The organism is Phytobacter cepae (assembly GCF_054165735.1).
This window is the reverse complement of the sequence record NZ_CM135107.1, coordinates 1-25,728: the sequence shown is the minus strand read 5'-3', so window position 1 is coordinate 25,728 and position 25,728 is coordinate 1. Positions and strand designations below refer to the sequence as shown.

General features: G+C 54.5%; 25 protein-coding genes. 6 read left to right on the top strand and 19 right to left on the bottom strand.

Features of this window, described 5'->3' with window-relative positions; genetic code table 11:
• Positions 1 to 15: 15 nt before the first annotated feature.
• Both ACUY4Q_RS00125 and emrD read left to right on the top strand, forming a co-directional pair.
• Complete coding sequence (locus tag ACUY4Q_RS00125; protein ID WP_458045147.1) at positions 16 to 849, top strand: EamA family transporter; 834 nt, start codon at positions 16 to 18, stop codon at positions 847 to 849.
• A 176-nt stretch (positions 850 to 1,025) separates the two neighbouring features.
• Positions 1,026 to 2,210 carry a multidrug efflux MFS transporter EmrD gene (gene emrD, locus ACUY4Q_RS00120; protein ID WP_458045146.1) on the top strand — a complete coding sequence of 395 codons (1,185 nt, stop codon included), beginning with the start codon at positions 1,026 to 1,028 and terminating at the stop codon, positions 2,208 to 2,210.
• Here emrD and ACUY4Q_RS00115 read toward each other — a convergent pair.
• A complete protein-coding gene (locus ACUY4Q_RS00115) occupies positions 2,113 to 3,201 on the bottom strand; it encodes a cellulase family glycosylhydrolase (RefSeq protein ID WP_458045145.1) in 1,089 nt (362 codons plus the stop codon). The genes emrD and ACUY4Q_RS00115 overlap by 98 nt on opposite strands.
• A 194-nt stretch (positions 3,202 to 3,395) precedes the next feature.
• On the opposite strand from ACUY4Q_RS00115, the gene dsdA reads away from it, so the two are divergent.
• Positions 3,396 to 4,727, top strand: coding sequence for a D-serine ammonia-lyase (gene dsdA / locus ACUY4Q_RS00110; RefSeq protein WP_458045144.1), 1,332 nt, complete (start codon positions 3,396 to 3,398; stop codon positions 4,725 to 4,727).
• An 11-nt stretch (positions 4,728 to 4,738) separates the two neighbouring features.
• Here the strand turns inward: dsdA and ACUY4Q_RS00105 are convergent, their stop codons facing one another.
• Positions 4,739 to 5,089 (bottom strand): DUF202 domain-containing protein, encoded by a 351-nt coding sequence (locus ACUY4Q_RS00105; protein WP_458045143.1) that lies wholly within the window; start codon positions 5,087 to 5,089, stop codon positions 4,739 to 4,741.
• Positions 5,079 to 5,426, bottom strand: a complete 348-nt coding sequence (locus ACUY4Q_RS00100) for a YidH family protein (protein ID WP_458045142.1) — start codon at positions 5,424 to 5,426, stop codon at positions 5,079 to 5,081. The genes ACUY4Q_RS00105 and ACUY4Q_RS00100 overlap by 11 nt, the downstream gene beginning before the upstream one ends.
• Positions 5,427 to 5,533: 107 nt before the next feature.
• Between ACUY4Q_RS00100 and yidI the strand changes: the two genes are divergently transcribed.
• Positions 5,534 to 5,980 (top strand): inner membrane protein YidI, encoded by a 447-nt coding sequence (yidI, locus tag ACUY4Q_RS00095; protein WP_458045141.1) that lies wholly within the window; start codon positions 5,534 to 5,536, stop codon positions 5,978 to 5,980.
• 5 nt (positions 5,981 to 5,985) lie between these two features.
• Here yidI and ACUY4Q_RS00090 read toward each other — a convergent pair whose 3' ends face one another.
• The 5 genes from ACUY4Q_RS00090 to ibpA all read right to left on the bottom strand — a co-directional run bounded on the left by ACUY4Q_RS00090 (position 5,986) and on the right by ibpA (position 10,472).
• The gene (locus ACUY4Q_RS00090; RefSeq protein ID WP_458045140.1) at positions 5,986 to 7,647 is read right to left on the bottom strand and encodes a putative transporter; all 1,662 of its coding nucleotides are present in this window, start codon (positions 7,645 to 7,647) and stop codon (positions 5,986 to 5,988) included.
• Between the two features lie 109 nt (positions 7,648 to 7,756).
• On the bottom strand, positions 7,757 to 8,221 hold the full coding sequence (locus ACUY4Q_RS00085) for a PIN domain-containing protein (protein ID WP_458045139.1): 465 nt from the start codon (positions 8,219 to 8,221) through the stop codon (positions 7,757 to 7,759).
• Entirely contained in the window at positions 8,221 to 9,351 is a 1,131-nt protein-coding gene (locus ACUY4Q_RS00080) for an AAA family ATPase (RefSeq protein WP_458045138.1), read from the bottom strand. Before ACUY4Q_RS00080 ends, ACUY4Q_RS00085 begins: the two co-directional genes overlap by 1 nt.
• 177 nt (positions 9,352 to 9,528) lie before the next feature.
• Complete coding sequence (gene ibpB, locus ACUY4Q_RS00075) at positions 9,529 to 9,957, bottom strand: small heat shock chaperone IbpB (RefSeq protein WP_458045137.1); 429 nt, start codon at positions 9,955 to 9,957, stop codon at positions 9,529 to 9,531.
• A 101-nt stretch (positions 9,958 to 10,058) separates the two neighbouring features.
• On the bottom strand, positions 10,059 to 10,472 hold the full coding sequence (gene ibpA / locus ACUY4Q_RS00070) for a small heat shock chaperone IbpA (RefSeq protein ID WP_458045136.1): 414 nt from the start codon (positions 10,470 to 10,472) through the stop codon (positions 10,059 to 10,061).
• Positions 10,473 to 10,780: 308 nt separating this feature from the next.
• Between ibpA and ACUY4Q_RS00065 the strand changes: the two genes are divergently transcribed.
• Positions 10,781 to 11,113 (top strand): YceK/YidQ family lipoprotein, encoded by a 333-nt coding sequence (locus ACUY4Q_RS00065; protein WP_458045135.1) that lies wholly within the window; start codon positions 10,781 to 10,783, stop codon positions 11,111 to 11,113.
• A 1-nt stretch (position 11,114) separates the two neighbouring features.
• On the opposite strand, the gene ACUY4Q_RS00060 is transcribed toward ACUY4Q_RS00065, so the two are convergent.
• The 6 genes from ACUY4Q_RS00060 to dgoR all read right to left on the bottom strand — a co-directional run bounded on the left by ACUY4Q_RS00060 (position 11,115) and on the right by dgoR (position 17,212).
• Positions 11,115 to 12,341, bottom strand: a complete 1,227-nt coding sequence (locus ACUY4Q_RS00060) for a YidR family protein (protein ID WP_458045134.1) — start codon at positions 12,339 to 12,341, stop codon at positions 11,115 to 11,117.
• A 55-nt stretch (positions 12,342 to 12,396) separates the two neighbouring features.
• Positions 12,397 to 13,734 carry an MFS transporter gene (locus ACUY4Q_RS00055; protein WP_458045133.1) on the bottom strand — a complete coding sequence of 446 codons (1,338 nt, stop codon included), beginning with the start codon at positions 13,732 to 13,734 and terminating at the stop codon, positions 12,397 to 12,399.
• Between the two features lie 170 nt (positions 13,735 to 13,904).
• A complete protein-coding gene (gene dgoD, locus ACUY4Q_RS00050) occupies positions 13,905 to 15,053 on the bottom strand; it encodes a galactonate dehydratase (protein WP_458045132.1) in 1,149 nt (382 codons plus the stop codon).
• On the bottom strand, positions 15,050 to 15,667 hold the full coding sequence (locus ACUY4Q_RS00045) for a 2-dehydro-3-deoxy-6-phosphogalactonate aldolase (RefSeq protein ID WP_458045131.1): 618 nt from the start codon (positions 15,665 to 15,667) through the stop codon (positions 15,050 to 15,052). Before ACUY4Q_RS00045 ends, dgoD begins: the two co-directional genes overlap by 4 nt.
• Positions 15,651 to 16,526, bottom strand: a complete 876-nt coding sequence (locus tag ACUY4Q_RS00040) for a 2-dehydro-3-deoxygalactonokinase (RefSeq protein WP_458045130.1) — start codon at positions 16,524 to 16,526, stop codon at positions 15,651 to 15,653. The genes ACUY4Q_RS00045 and ACUY4Q_RS00040 overlap by 17 nt, the downstream gene beginning before the upstream one ends.
• Entirely contained in the window at positions 16,523 to 17,212 is a 690-nt protein-coding gene (dgoR, locus tag ACUY4Q_RS00035) for a D-galactonate utilization transcriptional regulator DgoR (protein WP_458045129.1), read from the bottom strand. Before dgoR ends, ACUY4Q_RS00040 begins: the two co-directional genes overlap by 4 nt.
• Positions 17,213 to 17,454: 242 nt before the next feature.
• Here dgoR and ACUY4Q_RS00030 point away from each other — a divergent pair, with 242 nt between their 5' ends.
• On the top strand, positions 17,455 to 18,540 hold the full coding sequence (locus ACUY4Q_RS00030) for an FAD-binding protein (RefSeq protein ID WP_458045128.1): 1,086 nt from the start codon (positions 17,455 to 17,457) through the stop codon (positions 18,538 to 18,540).
• A 22-nt stretch (positions 18,541 to 18,562) separates the two neighbouring features.
• Here ACUY4Q_RS00030 and yidA read toward each other — a convergent pair whose 3' ends face one another.
• From yidA to dnaA, 5 genes are all read right to left on the bottom strand, one after another.
• Positions 18,563 to 19,375, bottom strand: a complete 813-nt coding sequence (gene yidA / locus ACUY4Q_RS00025; RefSeq protein WP_458045127.1) for a sugar-phosphatase — start codon at positions 19,373 to 19,375, stop codon at positions 18,563 to 18,565.
• Positions 19,376 to 19,545: 170 nt separating this feature from the next.
• Positions 19,546 to 21,960: a DNA topoisomerase (ATP-hydrolyzing) subunit B gene (gene gyrB / locus ACUY4Q_RS00020; RefSeq protein WP_458045126.1), complete on the bottom strand. Its 2,415-nt coding sequence runs from the start codon at positions 21,958 to 21,960 to the stop codon at positions 19,546 to 19,548.
• 28 nt (positions 21,961 to 21,988) lie between these two features.
• Entirely contained in the window at positions 21,989 to 23,062 is a 1,074-nt protein-coding gene (gene recF / locus ACUY4Q_RS00015) for a DNA replication/repair protein RecF (RefSeq protein WP_458045125.1), read from the bottom strand.
• A 146-nt stretch (positions 23,063 to 23,208) separates the two neighbouring features.
• A complete protein-coding gene (dnaN, locus tag ACUY4Q_RS00010) occupies positions 23,209 to 24,309 on the bottom strand; it encodes a DNA polymerase III subunit beta (RefSeq protein WP_458045124.1) in 1,101 nt (366 codons plus the stop codon).
• Between the two features lie 18 nt (positions 24,310 to 24,327).
• Positions 24,328 to 25,728: a chromosomal replication initiator protein DnaA gene (gene dnaA, locus ACUY4Q_RS00005; protein WP_458045123.1), complete on the bottom strand. Its 1,401-nt coding sequence runs from the start codon at positions 25,726 to 25,728 to the stop codon at positions 24,328 to 24,330.

The window sequence follows — 25,728 nt, the reverse complement described above, 5'->3', positions numbered from 1 at the left end:
CGCGAATTTCTGCTTATGACCCTCTCGGTTTTTTGTATTTTACTGTTCGCCGCCCTGCTGCATGCCAGCTGGAACGCCATCGTTAAAGCGGGCAGCGACAAGCTCTACTCCGCCATTAGCGTAAGTGGGACTGCCGCCGCCATGGCACTGGTTATTTTACCGTTCTCGCCGCAGCCTGCGCTTGCCAGCGTGCCTTACCTGGCCATCTCCTGTGCTTTACAGGTGGTCTATACCGTTCTGGTCGCCAAAACCTACCAGGTCTCTGATATGAGCCAGACCTATCCGCTAATGCGCGGAACAGCCCCGCTGTTGGTGGCGATGATCAGCGTGATATTTCTCGGCGATGCTTTGTCCACTCTGGCCTGGGGAGGCATTGGCGTTATCTGCTTGTCCATTCTCGGCATGGCCTGTAACGGGCGAAACAGCTCCCGAAAGGGGATCTGGCTGGCGCTGTTGAATTCCTGCTTCATCGCCGGTTATACGCTGGTCGATGGTACCGGGGTGCGGCTTTCCGGCACCGCGCTGGGTTACACCCTCTGGACGTTCTTCCTGAACGGTTTTTGCTTACTGCTTTGGGCAATGCTGATGCGCAGGCAGGAGGTCTCACGCTACCTGCTTACGCACTGGAAAAAGGGCGTGCCGGGCGGCATTGGCACTATGGGTTCCTACGGGCTGGCGCTCTGGGCAATGACGCAGGCCCCGCTGGCCGTGGTGGCCGCGCTACGTGAAACCTCGATTCTGTTCGGCGCTTTTATCGCCTTCGTCCTCTTGAAAGAGAAAGTCTCCGGCCTGCGTATTTTTGCCGCCTGTGGCATTGCGCTGGGGGCAATTCTGCTGCGTCTCTCGTAATCTCAGACTGGCAACAAATCTTGCCGGACATCGTTTATAAAACCTGCCTGTCTTGTGCGGCATTAAATGGCCGCCCTGCTTGCCTTGTCACATTGCCGTGGTAGATTCCTCTCGCATTTCACGGTTATGGCAGCAGCCTGTCCTTTAATATCTACTTTTTACGATGCAATCAACGAATGAAAAGAGAACGTAACGTCAGTTTGCTTCTGATGCTGGTCCTGCTGGTGGCGGTTGGGCAGATGACGCAGACCATTTATATCCCGGCGATTGCCGGTATGGCGCAGGATCTGCACGTGCGCGAGGGGGCAGTACAAAGCGTGATGGCCGCTTACCTGCTTACCTACGGCGTCTCACAACTGTTTTATGGCCCACTCGCCGATCGCGCGGGGCGGCGACCGGCAATCCTGTTTGGCCTGAGCCTGTTTATGCTGGCCACCCTGGTCGCACTGTTTACGCAGAGCCTGACGGTGCTGATTGTCGCGAGTGCTTTTCAGGGAATGGGGACCGGCGTCGGTGGCGTCATGGCGCGCACACTGCCACGAGATCTCTACTCTGGCACCGAGTTGCGTCACGCGAATAGCCTGTTAAATATGGGCATTTTGATAAGTCCGCTGCTGGCACCGCTGATCGGCGGATTGTTGACCACGGCATGGAGCTGGCGTGCCTGTTACCTCTTTTTACTGGTGCTCTGCGCGGGTGTCACCTGGAGCATGGCGCGCTGGATGCCGGAAACCCGCCCCACGGGCACCTTGAATATGCGCCTCATCACCCGCTACAAGACCCTGCTCGGTAACGGCATGTTTAGCGGCTATTTGTTGATGCTGATTGGCGGGCTGGCGGGTATTGCAGTGTTCGAAGCCTGTTCAGGGGTGCTGATGGGCTCGGTGCTGGGGCTTTCCAGCATGGCGGTCAGCATTCTGTTTATTCTGCCCATTCCGGCGGCCTTTTTTGGCGCGTGGTTTGCTGGTCGGCAAAACAAGCGCTTCTCAACGCTGATGTGGCAGGCCGTCGGCAGTTGCCTGCTGGCAGGCGTGATGATGTGGATACCCGGCTGGCTTGGGGTGATGAATCTCTGGACGTTACTGCTGCCCGCTGCCCTGTTCTTCTTTGGCGCAGGCATGCTGTTTCCGCTGGCCACCAGCGGCGCCATGGAGCCGTTTCCCTTTCTTGCGGGTACGGCAGGTGCGCTGATCGGCGGGCTGCAAAATATGGGTTCCGGCGGGCTGGCCTGGCTTTCTGCAAAACTGCCGCAGACCAGCCAGTTTAGTCTCGGGATGCTGATGACGCTCGCGGGGCTGCTGATTCTGCTGAGCTGGTTGCCGCTGGCGATGCGCCAGGGGCAACATGAGCAGACTGTCTAGTATTACGATGGCCCGGCCTCGCGTCGGGCGTGTCGCATTCAGGCGAAATCATCAGCTTCAGTAAGGGCTCGGTGGTCGGACGCCAGTCCCCTTCTTCCCCATCATAAAATTGCGTATCGGCGTTGATGGCATAGGGAATTTGTGCCCTGTTCAGCTCACATGCCATAAAGGTCGCGAAGGCGATTTGCGATTCAACGGGGGCATTTTTTATGGTCTCACCCACCGACCAGCCGCCCACCCAACTAACATGCCCGGTTTTCTGCTGCCAGCGCACTGCCGTGTTGATGCGCGTTCGGATGGCTGCTTTTTCAGCTGCCGTACCGGACGTCCACGGATATTTGCCGTTATTCTTCAGCGGCCCCCAGGGGAAAATATGCCACTCAGCCAGCAGGTAGTTCTGGCTGTGCGGGGGCAGTTTTAAGGTGTTGAGCTCTTCAGGTGCCGCACGCAATCGCGGGGCAATGAAAATCATGCGTTGAGCGTTAATCTCATGCACCGTTCTGATGATGTTTTCATACGCCCGATTCAGCCCCGCCTGGTCACGGTTAAGCTTATCCGCCGGATCGTAAATCAGATCAAAGCCCAACTGCGGGTGTTCGGCACCAAAATATGTGGCAAGCGTCTTCCACCATGCCACCAGTTGGGCTTCATTTTTCACATTGGGATCGGCTTTAAAGGCATCGGCCTGGTAGGAAATAATAGGGATGAGGCCGTTTTGCTCGCAGGCTTCCACCAGTTTGCGCAGGTGGATAAGTCGGGCTTCGGTCAGCGTATCCGCAACACGAATGCGCACATGGCGAATCCCTTCTGCATAGAAGTCACGCGCCACCAGCGGATCAAACTCCCGGATACCCCGATCGGTCCGCGCCCAGTCGACGTCCAGACCGACCCCCAGCTCACGGGCGTAGCGCGCCGCGGTAAGTGGCGTATCGGCAGCAAACGCAGGGGCCACTGCCAGGAGCAGCGCCACAGCTAACAGAGGTTTTAACACGGTTGACCTTGCCAAAATCGGTGGTGATTACATGTATTTAGCATGCTTTATGGCCTGAGTTATAGTGCGAAAAAGTAATAATTCGCTGCTAAATAGCCAAATGTGAGGATAGCAGTCATCCCCCGGCCTTAACAGTAGCGTTCCGGGCAAAAATCGACGAAGGTAGGGTTTTCCCTTTTTATATAATCAACACCATGAATCACTTCGATATTCATAGCCTCATCACGCGTTTCCCGCTGATCGCCTCTCTGCAAAATTTACAGGAGACCGTCTGGTTTAACCCCAGCACCACGTCTCTGGCGCAGGGCTTACCGTATGTTGGCCTGACCGAGCAGGACGTCGATGCGGCCCATGCCCGGCTGGCCCGTTTTGCGCCTTATCTGGCGAAAGCCTTCCCGGAAACCACCGCCACCGGCGGAATGATTGAATCAGACGTAGTTCCCATTCCGGCCATGCAAAAAAGGCTGGAACAGGTGTACGGGCAACGTATCTGCGGTGAGATGTTGCTGAAAAAAGACAGCCACCTGCCGATTTCCGGCTCCATCAAAGCCCGTGGTGGTATTTATGAAGTGCTGACGCATGCGGAAAAACTGGCGCTGGAAGCAGGACTGCTCAGCACACAGGATGACTACAGCGTGCTGCTCTCCCCTGCATGCAAACAGTTCTTTAGCCAGTACAGCATTGCCGTTGGGTCGACCGGTAATCTGGGGCTGTCGATCGGCATCATGAGTGCCTGTATTGGCTTTAAGGTGACGGTGCATATGTCCGCCGACGCCCGTGCGTGGAAAAAGGCCAAACTGCGCAGCCACGGCGTGACGGTCGTAGAGTACGAAGAGGATTACGGCGTGGCGGTGGAACAGGGGCGCAAAGCCGCTGAAACGGATCCGAACTGCTTCTTCATCGACGATGAAAATTCACGCACGCTGTTCCTCGGCTACGCGGTTGCCGGGCAGCGTCTGAAAGCGCAATTTGAAAAACAGGGTCGTGTGGTGGATGCGGCGCATCCGCTGTTTGTCTATCTGCCGTGCGGCGTCGGTGGCGGTCCTGGCGGCGTGGCCTTTGGCCTGAAGCTGGCGTTCGGCGACCACGTACACTGCTTCTTCGCCGAACCCACTCACTCGCCCTGTATGTTGCTGGGGGTCTACACCGGCTTGCACGATGCAATATCAGTACAGGATATCGGCATCGACAATGTGACGGCGGCGGACGGCCTCGCCGTTGGGCGGGCATCGGGTTTTGTCGGCCGTGCGATGCAACGACTGCTGGAGGGTTTCTATACGCTGGATGACCAGACGATGTACAACCTGCTTGGCCTGCTGGCCCAGGAAGAGGACATTCGGCTGGAGCCGTCGGCGCTGGCTGGAATGCCAGGACCGCTGCATGTGAGTGCCAGCGATGAATATCATCAATTGCAAGGCTTAACGCCAGAACAGATGGCGAATGCCACGCACGTGGTCTGGGCGACCGGTGGCGGCATGGTGCCGGATGCCGAGATGGCGCAGTATCTGGCGAAAGGGCAGTGCTAACGGTGTCGCAATTACAATGCGAGCAGGATATGGCGCAGATGGTTCACCGCAAAAAGTAACGCGAGGGAGAGCACCGCCAGCGCGATCAATAGTTTATCGCGCACGGCTTTTGGCCTGGCAAAATCGCTGCTCTCCACGTCCATGAGTGTCCGTTTGCGCGTGTAGCGCCATAAGATGATGGCGACGGCGGTCAGAATAGCGATCGAGATCCAGAAGGTCGCTCCGGATTGCTGCCAATTGTGTCTTACCGCAAAGGCCAGCAGGGCGCTGTAGCCTAAAAAAGTGCGCAGCCATGCCAGCGAAGTGCGCTCCGGCTGCAAACCGGGGTCCGCTTCGCGCCTTGCCCTGCGGCTATCCTTCATACCACACCAGCCCCATCACCACTGCCGCGACGATCATCAACACACTGCTTAGGGTCAGCAGGCTGCGGGTGTAAGGCAGATCTTCTTTCAGGCGCATCGCTTTTTCATTTTGCAGCCAGCGCAGGTAGCCGTATACCGCCAGTCCACCGGAAAAAAGACACAGCATCAGCGCCAGTACCTGACGAATCAGCGGCGTGGCAAACTCCGGTGCCAGTTGGTCGAGCCCCACGCCTGCGGCCAGAAAGCCCAACGCGGTACGGATCCAGGCGAGAAAGGTACGCTCATTCGCAAGCGAAAAGCGGTAATCTGGCGCTTCTCCGGGCAGGGACGATTTCATGAAAACTCCTCAACGTCGTGTCTACAGATAAGGCGTTTGCCGCGCACGTTCTTATGAAGTGCTACTATCGGGAACAACAAACTGGCATCTAAATGGAGCAATACGCAATGGTTATGCAGAATAAGTTCGGTTCACTCGGTCTGTTGTTGGGTGCCGTTGCATTATTGATGGGGCTTATCCACTATTCAATGGGCCCTTTTTCCGCTCCTGCTCCCAGCGTCGAAAAAGTGATTGCTGAGAAGATCATCGCCGTGAAAAAGGGGATTGTTGCAGGCTTAAAAGGCGAAGAACCGCAGACCAACGCCACGGCAAACAAGCCTGCGGATATTGATAAGATCATTGATAATACAGGTATCGTGCTGGCCGTTGTGGCCCTGTTTTGCGCGTTCATCGCGGGCATGCGCAAGGAGCATCGCTGGGGCGTGTACGGTGCCCTCTGTTTTGGCGGCGGTACCCTTGCGTTTCATGCGCTGTTGTTCGGCATCGGGGTGGTTCTGACGATTCTCCTCATCCTCGCCGTCATCTCCTTTTTCACCGGAACCTCCCCCTTCTGATTGGGCTAACCCATTCCCCAGAACAGCACCGCCAGCAACTGCGGCGTGATGATGCGCAGGAACATCACCAGCGGGTAGACGGTGGCATAGGAGAGGGCAGCAGCGCCGCTGGTGGGGTGTAAGCCGTTCGCGAACGCCAGCGCCGGCGGATCGGTCATCGACCCGGCCAGCATACCGCACAGGGTCAGGTAATTCATTTTGCCAAACAGACGCGCCAGCACGCCGACGGTCAGGAGCGGAATGGCGGTAATAAAGATGCCGTAACACATCCAGTTCACGCCGTCGCCGTGGGTGAGCGTAGTGATAAAATCACCGCCGGACTTCAGCCCAACAACCGCAAGAAAAAGCACAATCCCTAACTCACGTAGCGCGAGGTTAGCGCTCGGTGGCATAAACCAGTAGAGCTTACCGATGCTGCCAATACGCCCAAGAATCAGCGCCATAATCAGCGGGCCGCCCGCCAGACCGAGTTTCAGCGCCACCGGAAAACCCGGCACAAAGAGCGGGATCGACCCCAGTAATACGCCAAGACCGATGCCGATAAAGACCGGCAGCATTTGCACCTGCTGGAGCTTGTGCTGCGCGTTACCCAGTTCAGAGGCCACCGCATCGATGGCGGCCTGGCGGCCCACCAGATTCAGAATGTCACCAAACTGCAGGCTGGCGTCGCTACTTGCCACCAGCTCTACACCGGCACGGTTAAGACGTGAAATCACTACGTCGTAACGCTCTTTAAAGTGCAGGTCGCGGATGCGCTTGCCGAGGACCTTCTCATTGGTAACCACGATACGTTCCACACGCAAATCAGTGCCGCGCGTCGAGAGCGAGGTTTCAACCTCCTGGCCCATCACCAGTTGGGCGCTATGCAGATCTTTCGGTAATCCCACCAGGTGCAGCAAGTCACCTAACTGAATGAGCGTGCCGGGAGAAGGCACCATCAGCGTTTCATTCCGTTTCAGGCGCGAACAGATAATCTTGTCGCTATTGAGCATCGGTACGTCCTGAATCGCCATGTTGTTGAGGTTCGGATTCTCAACGCGAATGTTGATGGTTTTGATTAGCGCGCTGCCGTTGCTGGTGCCCGCGTCATGCAGTTCGGCTTCGCGCTCAACGTTGACCCGGAACCCGACGCGTAACAACCACATGGTGAGTAAAATGCCGCAAATGCCGAACGGATAGGCCATCGCGTAGCTCATCCCCATCTGATCGAGGACAGTCGTCGGCGTCCCCAAATCGTGCAGGATTTGCTGCCCGGCCCCGAGCGCCGGAGTGTTGGTCACGGCACCGGAGAAGATACCGAGGATAACCGGGAGCGGGATATCAAAGAGTTTATGCAGAATGGCGGTCACCAGCCCGCCGAGGATGACAATCAGGATGGCGAACAGATTCAGGCGCAGCCCGGAGACGCGCAGGGAGGCGAAAAAGCCTGGCCCGACCTGGATTCCAATGGTGTAAACAAACAGGATAAGGCCGAACTCCTGAATGAAGTGCAGCATCGGGCCACTGAGCGTCACCCCCGCCTGATCGACAAAGTGGCCGACGATAATCCCGCCAAACAGGACACCGCCAATCCCGAAACCGACACCGCGAATTTTAACGTTGCCGATCCATAATCCGACCACCGCGACCAGAGCCAATACGCTTACAGTTAACGCTATATCACTCATAATGGTTCCCTGTGAATAACATTGTAAACACAAGGGATTCTCTCAGAGCGGCAGCGGGATGTATGGGCGATGGCGCACAAAACAGCCCCGAAGACGCGGGGCTTAAGAGTCAATGCGACATTTGCGCTTCGAAATCACGATGTAGCAGGGTTATCCGGCCAATGTCCGTATCTAGAGAACACAATTCGAGTCCGTTACAATGTGCGCTACAGAAATGGAAAACATCAAATTTCCGTTTCTCCAGGTTGCGTGCTACCGCTCCCGGCTGACGAACTTGCCAGCTATCATAGCGGTACAAATTGGCAGAAAGTTCAGAAATATTACGCGTAATTTCCAGCTCAGGAAAACCGTTCAATATCGCCTGCATTTCATGGAAATCGTCTTCATTTAGCCAATTGATGCCACGTAAAACTTCGTAGCGGATCAAAGGGGTAATGAAAAGAGCCACATCAGGTTCTGATGCTAATTCAGCAAGCCTCTTAGTTGCCGATGCTTTTATTTCAGCAGAGGTGGTGCCACTTTTATCCAGTGCCGCAATCAATAGATTCGTATCCAGCAATACTTTCCTTGTCATTATTGTTTCCCTTGCTGATTGAGCAACCGTAACAGATCATCTTTCGCCGTTTGTTGTTCAGCAATACTGCTGTTCTGAAGCTTCAGTTGATTGATATCAACACTAAAGACATCTTTTAGAATATCAGCAAGAGCGGCTTTATTCGGTGCCGGGATCTTTCTGGTTTTCACTACACCATCATCATCACGGTAAAGGTTGTAGGCCTCACCATCTTTCAGTTGGGCAAGAACCACGGAAGAGTGAGTTGTAATGTAAAATGTTGTATTAGGAAAAAGGTTTTTTAACAAAGGAATAATATTGGCCTGCCATGAAAGGTGCAGATGGCTTTCTATTTCATCAATCAGAACGATGCCTTTGACATGCTGTATATTGGTTTCATTCGTGAAATAGCTATATCCAGAAACAATGGCCTGAATGAGTTTAAGAATGGAGGTAAATCCAGAGCTTAGCTGGGTTAACTCGCGCTTTTGGCCTTCGATTTGAATACTGACCCGGTCATCACCCGTTATTTCAAGGAACTCAGCATCGATTCGATTATCAATTGCATGTAACAACCGCATGACGGTTGAGATTTCAACCTCACGGTTATCTTCATTTTTTTGCCAACGATTCGAAGAGCGGGCCACAGAAATAAACCACTCCTGAATGCTGGTGGACATATTCATGGAACCAAAACGCGACTCCATATCAGCCACTAGTGCGTTAAAATAGATTTTTCTGCGGCCATCAAGAGAGCCTACTGATAAATTATTGGCTGCAGTAGAGTCAGATATCGAGCCCCGAGATTGCGCCCCCAGAAAGACAACGGGGAGTTTATGATTTTTTTGGCTAAACGTATCTTTGATATTTCCCCAAAGTGGGGAAGGATCCGAGCCTCTATCAAGAATCCACAGTGACGGCGAATTCTGCTGAAAACGTTTAAAACGGAAATGAGCAAATCTGAACGGTTCAAGCGTTTTGTTTACCGTTGAGTTGGTGAAAAACAGGACCTGAAAAAGCGCTTCCAGCATTTTGGTTTTACCCACGCCATTGGCACCAATAAACGTGTAGATCTGCTGATGGGGTTCAAGCGCTAGCTGAACGTGACCGACACCAGTAAGCCCTTCAAACTCCAATTTATCACCCAACATAGTCCGCTCCAGAAAAGGCCTTTTGTTCAGTGTATCTCTTCACTACCTACCGGGCAAAAAACAAAAATCCCCGAGGCAAAAAGCAAAACGGCCACCCGAAGGTGACCGTTTTTAGTGTTTGCGCCCTCTCCCGTAGGAGAGGGGCGGGGTGAGGGCATCAAGCCGCACAAACGACCCTTAGCTATTTAAGGCCGGACGCTCGCTGATGGCGATACGCTGCGGCGCAATGGCTTCCGGTACGTTACGGGTCAGGTCGATATGCAGTAGCCCGTTGTTAAAGGTCGCCCCGGAAACTTCCATATGTTCAGCCAGCGTAAAGCTCAGGGTGAAAGGCTGAATCACCAGCCCCTGATGCAACCATTTTGGCTCGTTCGCCGGTTTTTCAGGCGTGCCTTTGATCACCAGACGCGTGCCTTCAAGCTGGATATCCAGATCCTGCTGGCTAAAACCGGCCAGCGCCAGGGTAATGCGGTAGTGGTTGTCATCGCCTTTTTCAATGTTGTAAGGCGGGAACGCTTGTTGGTCAGCGGTGTTTTGCAGAGCGTTAGCCAGTTTGTCAAAACCGATCCACTGACGCAGTAATGGGGATAAATCATAGTTACGCATAATCTGTTTCTCCTTCTGAGAAGCGAGTGGGTTCCTGCAAGCCTCGCGGCTCGCATCTGCTCCCTGTCGGCGAGCAAGCTAGTTCAAATACATTCAGGTACTTAGTTAATCTCGATGCGGCGCGGTTTATTCGCTTCCGGGACGACGCGCTCAAGATCAACATACAGCAGGCCATTCACCAGATTCGCGCCTTTCACATGGATGTTTTCAGCGAGCTGGAATTTGCGCTCAAAGTTGCGCTCGGCAATGCCCTGGTACAGATAGGTGCGCTCTTTCTGCTCGGCAGCGTGTGCGCCTTTCACGATCAGTAAATTGTCCTGGGCGGTGATTTCCAGTTCGCTTTCTGCGAAACCGGCAACCGCGATCGCGATGCGATAGTGATTTTCGTCAACCAGTTCAACGTTGTACGGAGGGTAGCCTCCATTACTTTGGCTCTGATTATTTTCCAGCAGGTTGAACAGGCGGTCGAAACCAATAGCAGAACGATAAAGCGGGGAGAGATCGAAGTTACGCATAAACAAAAGCTCCTGAAATCAGCGAGATAAACAATTGCCCTCCACAATGGACAGGCTGCTGTAGCTCAACACCCTTACGGCGTGTCTCCGGGCTACATTCTTAAAATTGGGTTAGTCACGGGCTTTTCAAGGGTCATTTTCTGACTTTTTTTTGCAGTTTCTGGCACTTTGCATAGACTGGGATCACAGCACAAAATGCCAAATTGCGAATGCCGCCACAGAGCGGAGCTCGAGGACTGTGTTTTTAACAGCAAGGCAGCTATAACGCCTTATGCCGTCCTCATAATGCACATAACTATGATTGACTCATGATGAAAAATATTCTGATAGTTTCAGCGTTACTTGGCGGGATGGTGTTAACCAGCGGGTGTTCCAGTGTGATGTCACACACCGGGGGTAAAGAGGGTGTTTACCCTGGCATGAAAGCCAGTTCGACCATGCTTTCGGATGATGACACTAACATCGGTATGAAATCCCTGGTCGTTCTGGATATGCCTTTTACGGCGGTAATGGATACCCTCCTGCTGCCGTGGGACATGTTCCGCACCGACAGCTCAATCAAATCCCGTGTGGAAAAAAGCGAGCAATCAAACCTGGCGACGAACAATGTCATCCCGCCAGCACCGATGCCCGCCCCCTGATTTACAGGCCCGTTTCCGTTACCCACAGCTGACGGAAACCCTCCACCTCTTCCATCCAGGCGATCTGTTTCCCGTCCGGTGAGAACACGATCGCGTCTGCCGACGGGCTATTTGCGTGATCGGCAGTCAAAAAGGTGATTTCACCGCTGAGTGCATCGCAGAGCGCAATACGGTTTTCGACAATACAACCCAGCGCCTTGCCTGTTGGATGCCAGTTGAACGCAGACTGAATGCCAGTGGTTAGCTGAGTCAGCTGCTGTGGCTCTCCCCCCTCGGCGGATATCAGCCAGAGCTGCACAACGCCCGCGTCGTCTCGCATCAGAAACGCAATGTGCGTCGCCTGCGGATTGCTGCGCACCCAGTGCCGCGGAACGTTAACCAGCCCAGGCCAGGTGCGCTGATGGGTGAACGTTAGTCGCTGCTGAATAATGCCTTTCGGCGGCGCAGGCAGGGTGGTTGCCGTCCCCTCCAGTGGCGCATCGCCCGCCTGTTTCCAGCCGGACGCACTCTCAGGCAACGTCACAATAAACAGTTCTGGCACTTTCTCGCCTTTTATCGAAAGAGTATCGCCAATAAACGCAATCCTGCCGTTACCGACCCAGCCCTCTTCGTAGGCCCGGTTAATCTCATCGCTGCCAGGCATGGGGTTAACGGTTGTATGACTGACCAGCACGCACCAGTGACTGCCTGCATATTCACGCGGATGCTTACCACCAGGCGCCACCGGGCCATAGGGCACGGCTACCCCCACATTACGCAGGTCACAACGTGTGTCCCACTCATGCATCACATGATCGTTATAGGTAAAGCTGACGTTTTCACCGTCAGGGCTGAAAACATGGACATGACTGCCGCCGCGCAATGCACCTGGGGTATAGGGCGCGGTGATATCCATCGCATCCAGATTCGCGGTTTTGCCGTGGGTAGTGATGACACCCCGGCGGTGGTGGAAATCATAGTGCCAGTCGGCATCCGGGTTTTCCGGGCCGTGGATAAACACATATTTTTCATCATGAGGATGAACCGTCACGACGCCAACGTGCGCACCTTCAGACGCCTGGTAGATAACCTCGACCACGCCAGTATGAATATTGACGCGCTCAATGGTTTCACCGGTAAACGAGGCGCCGGAGGGGCGAACATCAAACACCAGCCACTGGCTGTCGGGTGTCCAGGTGTGAATATTGGTGAGTTGATGATGACGGGGTGCGGTGGTGATCTGTTTCATGTAATGAATAACCCTGATGCCATGTTTTGCATCAGGGTATCGCAAGGCAGAGGGATTAACCTACCCGTTTTACATCGCCCACCAGCAGAATGTAAGAGAGCGCGCCCACCAGTGCTACCACTGAGATATAGACCAGCGCCGGGCCGAAACCGTAGTCCTGCGCCAGGTAGCCAATCACCAGCGGTACGGTAATGCCGCCCAGACCACCGACAAAGTTAAACACCCCGCCCGTCAGGCCAATCAGGCGCATCGGCGCCAGGGAAGAGACCAGCGACCAGGTGATAGAAGCAAAACCGTTACCAAAGAAAGCGATGGCCATCAGGGTCATAATCCATACCGGATCGTTGGTATAGTTGGCCCCCATGATGCAGGTTGAGATCAGCAGCCCGCAGATAATGGGTGTTTTACGCGCCACGCCCAGGGAAAAGCCTTTACGCACCAGACGGTCAGCCAGCCAACCAGAAAGCAGCACGCCAAAGAAAGCAGCGAGGAACGGCACGGTGGTCATGAAACCGGCTTTCAGTGCGGTAATGCCTTTTTCCTGAGTCAGATAGTTCGGGAACCAGGTCAGGAAGAACCACAACGTTGAGGTCACGGCAAACTGCCCCAGATAAACGCCCACCAGCTTGCGATGGAATACCAGCTTCCAGTCCGCTTTGGTTAACGGCTGGCGCGCCTCTTTTTTGACCGGCGCATCGCCATCAATCAGCCCACCGCCTTCGCGAATGTACTCAAGCTCTGCCGGACTCACGCTTTTGGTCAGACGCGGCGGCTGATATACCTTAAACCAGATCAGTGACCAGACGATGCCGATGCCGCCGGTGACAATGAACACCCAGTGCCAGCTCAACATCTCCTGAATCCAGATAAGCAGCGGCGTCAGGAACGCCAGTCCGACAAACTGCCCCGAGGTATAGAAGCCGACCGCAGAGGCGCGCTCATGCTCCGGGAACCAGCTGGTCACCATGCGGTTGTTGGTCGGGAAAGCAGGTGCTTCGAAAATCCCGGTAATGGCGCGCAGGCCAATCAGTGACATCAACCCTGTCGCAAAGCCCTGGAAAAGCGTGGCAACCGACCAGCCGAAAATGGCAATAAAGTAGGTTAAGCGTGACCCCACACGGTCGAGGAACCAGCCGCCGGGGATCTGGCAGAGGGTGTACAGCCAGGCAAAGGCAGAGAAGACATACCCCATTTGAGCCTTACTGATACCAAACTCTTCCTGAATATGGGCCGACGCCACCGCAAGGTTAGCCCTGTCGACATAACAAATAACAACCGTAATAAAGATCATCACCAGCGTCAGGTAACGCCGACGACCGACTTTTGCAGCAGTAACTGAAATATCCATCGCAATCTGTCTCCAGATTTTGGGCATAGCGAGGCCGCTCACCATGCCCTGTAGTTTCAGAGGGTGTGTTTAATTTTTATAAATAAGAGGAATGTCCTAAATAATTCGTGTCGCAGGAAGGCGGCAAGATTGCAAATCCCCAGGAGCTTACATAAGTAAGTAACTGGGGTGCGCAATCGCAGCCAACGCATCTGCGGCGCGAAGTATGACGGACATCACCATTCGGCGACGGTGCCGTCTTCATTCCGCCAAACCGGGTTACGCCAGTCTGGCGCATGCTTACTCAACTCGATGACTTTCTCTTCATCAATGTCCACGCCAAGGCCTGGTTTCATTAAGGGTTTAAAGAAGCCGCCTTCCATGTTGAAGTCTTCTTTGTTTTTCACGAAGTCGAGCAGCTCAGCACCTTTGTTGTAGTGAATGCCCATGCTCTGCTCCTGGAATACTGCATTGTGGGAGACAAAGTCGACGTGCAAACAGGCCGCCAGCGCCACCGGCCCAAGCGGACAGTGCGGTGCCAGTGCCACATCGTAGGCTTCCGCCATGCCAGCAATCTTGTAGCACTCGGTAATACCGCCTGCGTGCGATAAATCCGGCTGCAAGATGCCAATTCCCCCCGCTTCCAGGACACGTTTAAATTCAAAACGAGAGAACATACGCTCGCCAGCCGCAATTGGAATATGCGTTTGCGCGGCGAGGCGCGGATAATATTCCGCCTGCTCGGCCAGTACCGGCTCTTCAATGAATAACGGACGATACTGTTCGAGTTCTTTGATCAGGACTTTGGCCATTGGCGCGCTGACGCGGCCGTGGAAATCAAGACCAAACTCAATATCGTTACCAAAGGCTTCACGAATTTGCGCCACGGTATTGACCGCCCTGTCCACCGCACGTGAGTTATCAATCACGCCCATCTCTTCGCAGCCGTTCAGCTTGAAGGTATCAAAGCCGATGTTGCGCAGGGTTTTAATGCCGTCAATAACCTCTGCCGGACGGTCACCGCCAACCCAGCTGTAGGCTTTGATTTTGTCGCGCACCAGGCCGCCCATCAGCTGCCAGACCGGTGCGTTATTGACTTTACCTTTGATGTCCCACAGCGCCTGGTCAATCCCGGCAATGGCACTCATCAGAATCGGGCCACCACGATAGAAGCCCGCGCGGTACATCACCTGCCACAGGTCATTAATACGCGCCGGGTCCTGACCAATCAGATAATCACTCAGCTCATGTACCGCCGCTTCAACCGTACGGGCACGTCCTTCGATGACCGGCTCGCCCCAGCCTACGATCCCTTCATCGGTTTCGATTTTGAGGAACATCCAGCGCGGGGGTAAACGGTACGTGGTGAGTTTCGTTATTTTCATTTCACTGCCTCTCGATACGCTTTCACAAATGCTGCCGCCTGCTGGGCGGTACGCTCTACGGACTGCCCGGCGCGATAGAGATCGCTGCCCAGCCCCGCGCCGACACAACCGGCTTTCATCCATTGGGCCAGGTTTTCTGGCGTGACGCCGCCAACGGCAAAGACCGGCACGCTGGCGGGTAAGACCGCTTTCAGCGCTTTGATGTAATCCGGGCCAAAGGCCGACGACGGGAAAATCTTCAGCGACTGGGCGCCCGCTTCAAGCGCAGTAAAGGCTTCTGTCGCCGTGGCGCATCCCGGGCAGACGGTCATGCCGTAGCCCACCGCGCGGCGAATGACCTCAGGGTTGATGTTGGGGGTGACGATCAGCTTGCAGCCCATCTTCGCCAGGCTATCCACCTGCTCCGGCTGTAACACGGTACCTGCGCCGATCAGCGCTCTGTCGCCAAACGCATTCACAACCGCTGGAATGCTTTTTTCCCACGCCGGGGAGTTAAGCGGAATTTCCACCGCGTCGAATCCAGCATCGATCACCGCGCCAACGTGAGCCAGGGCCTCGTCGGGGGTGATGCCGCGCAGAATCGCGATAAGGGGAAGATCAGTTTGCCACTGCATGAGCGATGCTCCTTATTCCTGTCTGAAATGCGGTGTCGCCAGAAATGACCACGGCTTTGCGGCCCATCGCTTCCAGCGCCTGTTGATACCGGTTTGCCAGCGCGCTGCCCGAGACAATGGTGACCTGAGGTGCGCTGAAGTGCGCCGCCATGCTGACCACTTCCGCACCAATCAACAGGCCGGATAAAAACTCGCTGACCTGTTCACGCGGCAGATTGCCGAGCACATGGGCGGCGCGAACTTCAAAGAGTTGCGGCAGGATGGCTGGCGTGGCGAGACCGCGCGCCAGACCGGCGCTGAAAGCCTCAGCAGAGGTTTCCTGCTCGGGCAGGCCTGCGCCCACCAGCGAATGATTCAGCAGCAGATGATGCAGTTCACCGGTCATCACCGTACGAAAATCATGAACCTGCCCGGCATCGGCCTGCACCCATTTGCAGTGGGTGCCGGGCATGACATAGACAGAAGAAGGAGAGAGTGACACTGCGCCCAGCAGTTGCGTTTCTTCGCCGCGCATGACGTTACGGTTGTCATCGCGGGAGACGCAAAGGCCGGGAATAATCCAGATCTTGTCGCCAACAGAGGTGAGTTGCTCACCAATGGCAGAGAAATGCGCTGGAACCGGTAAGTAGGGGGCAATTTTCCAGCCCACATTACTACCTATCATTCCAGCCATCACGACGGGCGTGGCAGCATCGCGCCAGCCGTGGGTCACTTCTGCTAACACCGCCTGCGGGGATTTACCGTTCAGTCTTGTGACCCCTGCTTCGGATTGCCTGCTCTCCAGGCACTCTTCGCCCTGATACAGCCAGGCGCGCAGATTGGTTGATCCCCAGTCAATGGCGATGTAGCGAGATGTCATGTGATTTCCTTCAACCTTTGTGTCGAGCTGGCAATCATGGCCAGTGCCGCCTGCTCTGCCGCATTACCGTCCTGATGCCGTATCGCATCGAACAGTGCTTTATGTTCCTGGAGCGTTTTCGGCATGTTGCCTTCATCACCCATCCAGGTTCGTTCAAATACCGCCCGCTGAAGCGAGCTAATGGCCACGGTCAGTTGCTGTAATACCGGGTTGTGCACCGACTCCAGCACCGCTTCGTGGTAACGAATATCCGCCTCATTGAACGCATCGCGATCCTGGTTATTCGCAATCATGTCGTTCAGTGCTGCCTCAATTTGCGCGAGATCGCTGGAAGTGGCCCTCTCCGCTGCCCAGCGGGCAATTGCAGGTTCCACCAGGTTTCTCACCTCACTCATCGCACTGATGAGTCGCGGGTCATAGTCATGCTCCAGCACCCATTGCAGTACCTCGGTATCGAGGTAATTCCACTGGTTGCGCGGTGTCACAAATGCGCCGCGATAGCGTTTTATCTCGATCAGTCTCTTCGCCATTAACGAGCGAAAGACTTCGCGAATGATGTTGCGCGAGGTTTCAAACTCCTCGCAAAGTTCTGCTTCCGCCGGAAGTGCCGATCCGGGGACATATTTTCCACCGACAATCTGGTGCCCCAGCGTAACGATGATGCGGTCGGTTTTGGTGAGAGTCATGGCGTGCCCTTATTCACAGTGTGTGCATGCCTACTTTACCTCGACCGGTGATATTCGCCTCATCTTTGCAGTACAAACCTGGCGTGCTCTCATTCCGATGGATCATAATGTAGTACAATCAATGATGGTTGTACTACAATTTAGATCGCAAAACGTACTACAGATCACAGAATTGCTCTCGTTACACTTCACTCTGACTTCACGTGCGCCATTTATTCTCCTCATCAATGAAAGGAGGGGATATGCAACATTTTGACGTAGCGATTATTGGTCTGGGGCCTGCGGGCGCGGCGCTGGCCCGGCAGCTGGCAGGTAAGAAAAGCGTGCTCGCACTGGATAAAAAGCAGCAGCGTGGCACGGGCGGGTTTATGAAACCCTGCGGCGGATTGCTTGCACCGGATGCGCAACGTTCGTTTATTCGCATGGGGATTACGATGCCGAAGCATGTGATGGCCGATCCGCAGATTTTTAGCGTACAAACGCTGGATGTGCAGACGGGAGTGGCGCGCAACTACCAGCGCAGCTATCTCAATATCGACAGGCACGCCTTTGATTTATGGATGAAATCGCTGATTCCCGCTTCGGTTACCGTTCATCACGACGCCTTATGCCGCAAAATCTGGCGTGAGAACGGCCTCTGGCATTTGAGCTACGTCGTTGAAGGCGTCACCCGGCACGCCACGGCGACTTATCTTGTTGGCGGTGATGGAGCAAACTCTATGGTGCGACGCCAGTTATACCCAACGCATGAAATCCGCAAATATGTTGCGCTACAGCAGTGGTTTAAGGACACCCATCCGTCGCCGTTTTATTCCTGTGTCTTCGATAATCACACCACCGATTGTTATGCATGGAGCATTTCTAAAGACGGATTTTTCATCTTTGGTGGGGCGTTTGCTATGAAAGAAGGACGTGAACATTTTGAGGCGCTCAAAACTCGCCTCGTACCGTTCGACTTTCGCTTTGGCGAGCCGGTCAAAAACGAAAAATGCACCGTGCTGTGCCCGTCACGCTGGAAAGATTTTGTGTGTGGAAAAGAGAATGCCTTTTTGATTGGCGAGGCGGCAGGATTTATCAGCGCCAGCTCTCTGGAAGGAATCAGCTACGCGCTGGACAGTGCGGAAATTCTGGCTGGCGTTCTGCATCAGGCACCTGAAAACGCCAATGCGGTATATGAGCGAAAAACGCTGGGATTACGCATCAAATTGCTGGGAAAAGTGGTCAAAAACCGTTGTCTGACGACGCCATGGATCCGCAGCGCAATTATGAAAAGCGGGGTAAGCCATATTCGTGTTACCCAGGACGACGTCACCAAGGCAAGGGCGTAATGGCCCTTGCCTGTCGCGAAGATCAGTTCAGCACAAACTTCTCAATGGCGTACGCCACCCCATCTTCGAGGTTCGATTTGGTGACAAAGTTGGCCACCTCTTTAACGGAGGGAATGGCGTTATCCATCGCAACACCCATGCCGGCATACTCGATCATCGCGATGTCGTTTTCCTGATCGCCAATGGTCATTATCTCTTCCGGTTTGATGCCCAGCACGTCAGCCAGTGATTTCACGCCCGTGCCTTTGTTCACGCGCTTATCGAGTATTTCCAGGAAGTATGGCGCGCTTTTCAGCACGGTATATTTCTCTTTTACTTCCGCCGGAATACGCGCGATGGCTTTATCCAGTATCTCCGGTTCGTCGATCATCATGACTTTCAGGAACTGCGTGTTCGGATCCATGTTTTCCGGCTCACTGAACACCAGCGGGATGGTCGCGACATAGGATTCATGCACCGTGTAGTAACTGATGTCGCGGTTAGCGGTGTAGAGCGTGTTGCGGTCAAGCGCATGGAAGTGAGAACCGACTTCGCGGGACAGCTTTTCCAGATACAGGTAATCGTCATAACTCAGCGCTGTTTGCGTCACCGTGCTGCCGTCACTGGCGTTTTGTACCAGTGCGCCGTTATAAGTGATGCAGTAATCCCCATCACGCTCCATATGCAGCTCTTTGACGTAAGCGTGCACCCCGGCATAAGGACGGCCAGTGGTCAGTACCACTTTGACGCCGCGTTCGCGTGCAGCTGCAATAGCGTTTTTAACAGCAGGAGAGATGGTATGGTCGGGTAACAGCAGTGTTCCGTCCATATCGATTGCGATAAGTTTGATAGCCATGAGATCCCCGGAGTAAATAATTCCAGACTCATGCTAACGCGATTTAGCTCAAAAAACAGCAAAAGAGTCGGGGGAAAAGGGGCCAGGATCGCAGCGAGAGATTCCTCTTTTTACCGGCAAAAAAAAGCCCGGAGGCATGATGCCACCGGGCTTTTAATTTTCAGTGCGGATTAGATATCGATATTCGCCGCTTTCAGGGCGTTCTCTTCGATAAAGGCACGGCGCGGTTCAACGGCATCGCCCATCAGCGTGGTGAACAGTTGGTCAGCGGCAATCGCATCCTTAACCGTCACACGCAGCATACGGCGGCTGTCTGGATCCATGGTGGTTTCCCACAGCTGATCCGGGTTCATTTCGCCCAGACCTTTATAACGCTGAATGGAGAGACCACGACGAGACTCTTTCACCAGCCAGTCCAGCGCCTGCTCGAAGCTGGCGACCGGCTGCTTGCGCTCACCACGTTCGATAAAGGCATCGTCTTCAATCAGACCACGCAGTTTCTCGCCCAGCGTGCACAGACGACGATATTCTGCACCGGTCACGAACTCGTGATCCAGCGGGTAATCGGTGTCCACACCGTGAGTACGCACACGGATGATCGGCTCGAACTGCTGCTGTTCCGCGTTTTCGCGAATGTCGAATTTCCACAGGCTGCCGTGCTGTTCGTTCTCGTTCAGCTCAGTTACCAGCGCATTCACCCAGCGGGTCACGGTCTGCTCATTAGCCAGATCGCCTTCGTTCAGCGTCGGCTGATAAACCAGCTCTTTCAACAGCGTGCGCGGGAAGCGACGTTCCATGCGGCCAATCATCTTCTGCGTTGCGTTGTATTCAGAGACCAGACGCTCCAGCGGCTCACCGGCCAGGGCTGGTGCACTGGCGTTGGCGTGCAGAGTCGCACCGTCCAGAGCAATGGAGATCTGGTACTGGTCCATCGCTTCGTCATCTTTGATGTACTGCTCTTGCTTGCCTTTCTTCACTTTGTACAGCGGCGGTTGAGCAATATAGACATGGCCACGCTCAACGATTTCCGGCATCTGACGATAGAAGAAGGTCAGCAGCAGGGTACGGATGTGCGAACCATCGACGTCCGCATCGGTCATGATGATGATGCTGTGGTAACGCAGCTTGTCCGGGTTGTACTCATCGCGCCCGATGCCGCAACCCAGTGCGGTAATCAGGGTGGCAACTTCCTGAGAAGCGAGCATTTTATCAAAGCGCGCTTTCTCAACGTTCAGGATCTTACCTTTCAGCGGCAAAATGGCCTGGTTTTTACGGTTACGCCCCTGCTTCGCAGAGCCGCCCGCTGAGTCCCCTTCCACCAGGTACAGTTCAGAGTGGGCCGGGTCGCGTTCCTGGCAATCAGCCAGTTTGCCTGGCAGGCCAGCCAGATCCAGCGCGCCTTTACGGCGGGTCATTTCACGCGCACGGCGTGCTGCTTCACGGGCACGGGCAGCATCAATGATTTTGCCGACCACGATTTTGGCGTCAGACGGGTTTTCCAGCAGGTATTCGTTCAGCAGTTCGTTCATCTGCTGTTCAACCGCCGATTTCACCTCAGAGGAGACCAGCTTATCTTTGGTCTGAGAGGAGAATTTCGGGTCCGGTACTTTGACCGAAACAACGGCAATCAGGCCTTCACGGGCGTCGTCACCGGTGGCGCTGACTTTGGCTTTTTTGCTGTAGCCTTCTTTGTCCATGTAGGCGTTCAGGGTACGGGTCATTGCCGCACGGAAGCCTGCAAGGTGCGTACCGCCGTCACGCTGCGGAATGTTGTTGGTAAAGCAGTAGATATTTTCCTGGAAACCGTCGTTCCACTGCAACGCCACTTCGACGCCAATGCCGTCTTTTTCAGTGGAGAAGTAGAAGATATTCGGGTGGATCGGCGTTTTGTTCTTGTTGAGGTACTCAACAAACGCCTTGATGCCGCCTTCGTAGTGGAAATGATCTTCTTTACCGTCGCGCTTGTCGCGCAGGCGGATAGAAACGCCGGAGTTCAGGAAGGAGAGCTCGCGCAGGCGCTTAGCCAGGATCTCGTATTCGAATTCAACCACGTTGGTGAAGGTTTCATGGCTTGGCCAGAAACGGACCTGGGTACCCGTCACCTCAGTGTCGCCCGTTACTGCTAACGGAGCCTGCGGCACACCATGAACGTAGGTCTGCTGGTGAACTTTGCCTTCACGGCGAATCAGCAATTCCAGTTTCTGCGACAGGGCGTTTACCACGGAAACGCCTACGCCGTGCAGACCACCGGATACTTTGTAGGAATTATCATCAAATTTACCGCCTGCGTGCAGCACGGTCATGATAACTTCCGCCGCCGACACGCCCTCTTCCGGGTGAATACCGGTTGGGATACCACGGCCATCATCGGTAACGGACACGGAGTTGTCAGCGTGAATCGTTACAACGATATCTTTACAGTGACCTGCGAGCGCTTCGTCGATAGCGTTATCCACAACCTCAAATACCATGTGGTGCAGACCGGTGCCGTCATCCGTATCGCCGATATACATGCCCGGGCGCTTACGTACCGCATCCAGCCCTTTCAGGACTTTGATACTGGAGGAGTCATAAGAATTCGACATCAACGTTTCTCGCTCATTTTGTCTTGGGTTAATCCGTTATTTTACCCTTTTCCACGGTGAACATCTTCGAATTTTTGTCCGACATGTCCAGAACGTGTTCAGCGCTAATGGCACTGACAAAAACCTGCGACTGTGAAGCTTTTAAGCGGCTGGCCAGCAATCCGCGCTTTTCGTCATCAAGTTCTGAGGCAAAATCATCTATCAGGTACAAACACCGTCGTCCACTCTCGCGTGTCAGGAACTCCCCCTGCGCCAGACGTAAGGCGCACATCAGGAGTTTTAGCTGCCCACGAGAAAGCGTGTCTTCAACCGGCGCACCGTCAGCACGAATGCGAAAATCTGCTTTGTGCGGACCGTGCGCGGTGTAGGTCAGCATGCGATCGCGCTCGAAGCCTCTTTCCAGCACTTCCGCGTAATCGGTCTCCTTTTCCCAGCCACGCTGGAAAGAGAAGGTCAGATTGAACTCTGGCAGAAACTGTTTGCAGGTATCTGCCATGTCTGCCGCAATGGCAGCACTGTATTCGGCCCGCCAGCCGCTGATTTGCTCCGCCAGCGGAATAAGCTCTTTATCCCACGGGCGCAGCTGCCCGTAATGACCGACCTGGCGCAGCGCAGCATTGCGTTGCTTGAGCAACCGCTTAAGGTTACTCCAGGCAGTGAAGAAGCCGCTCTCGTTGTGAAAGCAGCCCCAGTCGAGGAACGCTCTTCGGTATTTGGGGCCGCCGTTGAGCAAAGTAAACCCTTCTGGGGTTATCAACTGCATTGGCATCAGCAACGCCAGTTCCGCGACTTTGTGTCCGTCGGTTCCGTCAATGCGTACCGTACTGTCACCGAGCTTGTCTTTCGTCAGACCAATCGACGTCTCACGCTCGTCCCCCAGCAATCGCCCATGAAGAACAAACGAGGCCTGCTCGTGGCGAATCACGCGACCGATCTGCAAGCTGCGAAACGCCCGGCCATGACCGAGCGTATAGATGGCTTCCAGCACGCTGGTTTTACCACTGCCGTTGGCACCCACCAGGAAATTAAAGCCGGGAGATAAGGCGAGATCCGCATTTTCGATGTTGCGGAAGTCTTTGATGAGTAATCGGGTAAGCGACATATTTCAGAGCATCGTCCAGGGGCGTGAGTGTCGCAGCCAGTTCGTCTACCGCCAGCGCGCCGAAAGCGGAGCGTACACGAAGTACGTGAGCATTTCGAGCACTGCCGGGAGGCGAAATGGCAAGTAAACCAGCCCCATTTCAGATACTACAGTCTCATTGGCATGACAACGTAGGCTGCGGATTGCGAAGCCGCATCCTCAATCTGCACGCTCGACACTGAATCGGTCAGCAAAATGCGCACGTTCTCGCATTTCAGCGCATTAAGCACATCCAGGATATAGCTGACGTTAAAACCAATCTCCATTTCGCTGCCAGCGTAAGTGACATCCAGGATCTCTTCAGCTTCTTCCTGCTCAGGGTTGTTCGCCGTGATTTTCAGTTGGTTTTCGCTGACATACAGACGCACGCCACGGAATTTCTCATTTGAGAGAATGGCCGCGCGGGCAAACGCCTGCTTGAGAATATCGCAACCTGCATCGAGGTGCTTGTCCGGGTTTTTCGGCAATACGCGGCGATAATCCGGGAAACGTCCATCAACCAGCTTCGACGTAAAGATGAAGTCGCCGACGTGCGCACGAATATTATTGCTGCCAATCTGCACGCGCAGCGGGTTTTCGCCGCCGTCGAGCATACGCATCAACTCAATGACACCTTTACGCGGCACGATCACCGAATGGTTCGGCAGGCTCACGCCGATAGGCATCGAGCAAACGGCCAGGCGATGGCCGTCCGTCGCGACGGTACGCAGTTCTTCGCCTTCGGTCTCAAACAGCATGCCGTTTAAGTAGTAACGCACATCCTGATGCGCCATCGAAAACTGCGTTGCTTCGATCAGGCGTTTCATGGTCGTCTGAGGAAGCGTAAATTCGACTTCGCTCTGCCAGTCATCCAGATTCGGGAAATCCGCGGCAGGCAAGGTGGAGAGTGAGAAACGGCTGCGTCCTGAACGGACCAGCATACGTTCACCTTCCAGCTGCACGGCGATTTCTGCCCCTTCCGGCAGGCCACGGCAGATATCAAAAAACTTACGCGCCGGTACGGTTGTCGCACCAGGTTCATGCGCTGCCTGTAAGGTTACGCGAGCAACCATTTCCATTTCGAGATCGGTACCGGTCAACGACAGGATACCGTCTGCCACCTGCAACAGCAGATTACCGAGGATTGGCAGCGTAGGACGACCGCCCAGCGGGCCACTGACTTGTTGCAGCGGCTTTAAAAGATGTTCACGTTCAACGGTAAATTTCATAGCGTCACTTTCATCGCATCAGGAAGACAATGTTCTGATTAAATTGGAAAAATCTTCTTTGATATCGTGGCTCTCTTCACGCAGCTGCTCGATCTTACGGCAGGCGTGCAGCACGGTAGTGTGGTCGCGACCACCAAACGCATCACCGATTTCCGGCAAGCTGTGGTTAGTCAGTTCCTTCGCCAGCGCCATCGCCATTTGACGCGGACGAGCCACCGAACGGGAGCGGCGTTTAGACAGCAGGTCCGCCACTTTAATCTTGTAGTACTCCGCCACCGTCTTTTGAATATTGTCGATGGTGACCAGTTTTTCCTGCAGCGCCAGTAAATCACGCAGCGCTTCGCGCACGAAATCAATGGTGATCGCTCGCCCGGTAAAGTTGGCGTTGGCAATCACGCGGTTCAGCGCGCCTTCCAGCTCACGCACGTTAGAGCGCAGACGTTTGGCAATAAAGAACGCCACCTCACCCGGCAGACGGATATCGTTCTCGTCCGCTTTTTTCATCAGGATCGCCACGCGGGTTTCCAGTTCAGGCGGCTCGATCGCCACCGTCAGTCCCCAACCAAAGCGGGATTTCAGACGATCTTCAACACCGTTGATCTCTTTAGGATAACGATCCGATGTCAAAATGATCTGCTGGTTGCCTTCAAGCAGGGCGTTAAAGGTGTGAAAGAACTCTTCCTGAGATCGTTCTTTATTGGCAAAGAATTGAATGTCATCAATAAGCAGCGCGTCGACGGAGCGGTAGTAGCGCTTGAATTCTTCAATGGCGTTGTTCTGCAGGGCTTTTACCATGTCCTGAACAAAGCGCTCGGAGTGCATATAGACAACTTTGGCATTCGGCTTACGCGCAATAATGCCGTTCCCTACCGCGTGTAACAGGTGGGTTTTACCCAGGCCCGTTCCGCCATAGAGGAAAAGTGGGTTGTACGCACCGCCCGGATTATCCGCCACCTGACGGGCCGCCGCGCGGGCCAGCTGGTTCGACTTACCTTCAACGAAGTTATCAAAGGTATGTTTGAGGTTAACGTTAGAGCGGTAAGTAGGTTCCGCCGGTGCAGGGACATTGTCCCAGCCTGGACGTACCGGAGGCGCAACGCGCTGCGGTTGCTGCACGTGATGCGTTTGCACGGGCGCTGCAACATGGGCAGGCTCACGGTGCGACGGCGTGGCAGGCTTGGAACCCACCTCAAAACGCAGTTGTGGCACATCGGTGCCGCAGAAATCATTCAACAGTCCGTTGATGTTATTCAGGTATTTGTCTCTTACCCAATCGAGTACAAAACGGTTTGGCGCATACAAGGCCAGCGTGTTATCGCTCAGTTCCGCCTGCAATGGGCGGATCCACATGCTGAATTCTGTGGCTGGTAACTCATCCTGCAATCGGGCAAGACACTGCTGCCAAAGCGAAAGTGACAC